Genomic DNA, 2,496 nt, shown 5'->3' on the forward strand with positions numbered 1-2,496 from the left:
GCATTGCACGGCTGCGGCGGGCTCTACGCCAAGGGCGGCGGCCTGTCCGTGCGCTACCGCGAGGCGGCCGAGCGCCTGCACGCAGCCGGCTACGCGGTGCTGATGCCCGACAGCTTCGGCTTGCGCGGCGTGCGCGAGGTCTGCCAGACCCGCTACCGCGAGCGCAGTGTGGACGTGGCCCAGCGCGCCCAGGACGCGCGCGCGGCCCTGGCCTGGCTGGCCGCGCAGCCGCAGGTGGATGCGCAGCGCATCGGCGTGCTCGGCTGGTCCAACGGTGCCACCACCACGCTGACCCTGCTCGAGCAACGCCGCGCGCACCCCGAGGCCGGCGAGCCGCCCCTGGCCGGCGCCGCGGTGTTCTATCCGGGCTGCGGTCCGCTGCGCAAACGCCAGGCCCTGCTCGAGAACGCCCCGCTGCTGATGCTGCTGGGCGCGCTCGACGACTGGACGCCGCCGCAGCCCTGCGTGGACTTCGCACGCGGCCTGCAGGCGCGCGCCGGCAGCGATGTCGCCGTGCACGTGTACCCGGACAGCTACCACGGCTTCGACGGCACGGCCCCGGTGCGCCTGCGCACCGACGTGCCCAACGGAGCCCTGGCGCAGGGCGTGCACCAGGGCGGCAATCCGCAGGCGCGCGCAGAGGCGCTGGCGGCGCTCGACGCATTCTGGAGCCGGGTGCTGGGCACCCGGGCCGCGCCATGAGCTGGAATGCGCATTTCACTTTGCTCGCGCGCTACAACGCATGGGCCACAGACCGTTTGCTCGGTGCGCTGCAGGGGCTGCCCGATGGTGCATACCGGCGCGATGTGGGGCTGTTCTTTCGCAGCATCCATGGCACGCTGAACCATCTGCTCGTGGGCGAGCAGCGCCTGTGGTTCGTGCGCTTTGCCGAGGGCGCGTCCCCCCGCGTGGCGCTCGATGCCGAGGTCGAGACCGACCGGGCCCGGCTCGCGGCCAGCCTGCGCGAAGGTGCCGGGCGCTGGGCGCCGCTGATTGCCTCGTGGGCGCCTGGGCGCTGGGAAGGCACGCTCGACTACACCACCACGCGCGGCGTGGCGGCATCGCTGCCGTTCGCGGCCACGCTCGCCCACGTGTTCAACCACGCCACGCACCACCGGGGCCAGATCACCGCGGCACTCACGGCGCTGGGCCAGCCTTGCCCTGAACTGGACCTCGCCTACTTCCTCCAGGCCGCGCAGACCGCAACGGACCACACGGGTACACCACCATGAAAAGCAACAGCACCAACCTGCAGATCGGCTACGAAGGCGCGGTGGCGCGCATCACGCTGACCCAGCCCGACATCCGCAACGCCTTCAGCGACGAGGTCATTGCCGAACTGACGACGGCCTTCACCGAGGTCGGCGCACGCGCCGAGGTCCGCGCCGTGGTGCTGGCCGCGCAGGGCCCCGCATTCTGCGCGGGCGCCAACCTCCACTGGATGCGCCGCATGGCCGACTACACGCGGGGCGAAAACCTGCAGGACGCGGCCAAGCTGGCCGAGATGCTGCGCGTGATCTATGAGTGCCCCAAGCCGACGATTGCCCGCGTGCAGGGCGATGTGTATGCCGGTGGCATGGGCCTGGTCGCGGCCTGCGACATGGCCGTGGCGGTGGACAGCGCAGGCTTTTGCCTCAGCGAGGTGAAGCTCGGGCTGATCCCCGCCACCATCAGCCCCTACGTGATCCGCGCCATGGGCGCGCGCGCCGCGCACCGCTACTTTCTGACAGCCGAGCGCTTCGGTGCGGCCGAGGCGCTGCGCATCGGCTTCGTGCACGCGGTGGTGGCCGCCGAGGCGCTCGACGCCAAAGTCGACGAGTTGCTCCAGGCGCTCACGGCCGCCAGCCCGAATGCCGTGCGCGCCTGCAAGAAGCTCGTGCTCGACGTCGCCGAGCGCGAAATCAACGCCGCCCTGGTCGCCGCCACCGTCGAGGGCATTGCCGACATCCGCGCCAGCAGCGAAGGCAAGGAGGGCGTGCAGTCCTTCCTGCACAAGCGCAAGCCGGCGTGGTTGCTGCAACGCACGGATTGAACCCCGCAGGGGAGCGCAGCGCCCATGGAAAACCTCTGGCCCACTTTCATTCAATGGCTGCACACGCTCGGCCTGCATGTGGATGCGGGCGTGGTGCAGGGCATGGCGAGCGGCGCGGCGCAGGCCACGCAAAAGCTCGACATGCCGGGCCTGCTGGCGCTGGCCGCCGCGCTGGGCTGGGCCAGCGGGTTTCGGCTCTATGCGGTGGTGTTCCTGGTCGGTGCCATGGGCGCGGCCGGCTGGCTGCCGCTGCCCCCGGGGCTGCACGTGCTGCAGCATCCGGCGGTGCTGGTGGTCAGCGGAGCCATGCTGCTGGTCGAGTTCTTTGCCGACAAGATCCCCTGGCTCGACAGCGCCTGGGATGCGGTGCACGCCTTCATCCGCATCCCCGCCGGCGCCCTGCTGGCGGCCGGGGTGTTTGGCGCCGACAGCGCCACCATGGGCGTGGTCGCGGGCCTGATGGG

At 71.6% G+C, this 2,496-nt stretch carries 4 protein-coding genes; all 4 read left to right on the top strand.

Features of this window, described 5'->3' with window-relative positions:
- Positions 1–702: dienelactone hydrolase family protein (locus B2J89_RS20980; RefSeq protein WP_169170785.1), on the top strand; the 702-nt coding region annotated here is incomplete at its 5' end.
- Complete coding sequence (locus tag B2J89_RS20985; RefSeq protein ID WP_169170786.1) at positions 699–1,232, top strand: DinB family protein; 534 nt, start codon at positions 699–701, stop codon at positions 1,230–1,232. The genes B2J89_RS20980 and B2J89_RS20985, both read left to right, overlap by 4 nt.
- Positions 1,229–2,032 (top strand): enoyl-CoA hydratase/isomerase family protein, encoded by an 804-nt coding sequence (locus B2J89_RS20990; RefSeq protein ID WP_169170787.1) that lies wholly within the window; start codon positions 1,229–1,231, stop codon positions 2,030–2,032. Before B2J89_RS20985 ends, B2J89_RS20990 begins: the two co-directional genes overlap by 4 nt.
- Before the next feature lie 24 nt (positions 2,033–2,056).
- Positions 2,057–2,496, top strand: a 440-nt coding sequence (locus B2J89_RS20995; RefSeq protein WP_169170788.1) for a DUF4126 domain-containing protein, incomplete at its 3' end; no start/stop codon positions are given.

Source organism: Acidovorax sp. SRB_24, assembly GCF_012931925.1.

Excerpts from the sequence above, each read along its gene's own strand:
- B2J89_RS20985 (WP_169170786.1), top strand. The coding sequence starts at position 699 with ATGAGCTGGAATGCGCATTTCACTTTGCTCGCGCGCTACAACGCATGG.
- B2J89_RS20990 (WP_169170787.1), top strand. The coding sequence starts at position 1,229 with ATGAAAAGCAACAGCACCAACCTGCAGATCGGCTACGAAGGCGCGGTG.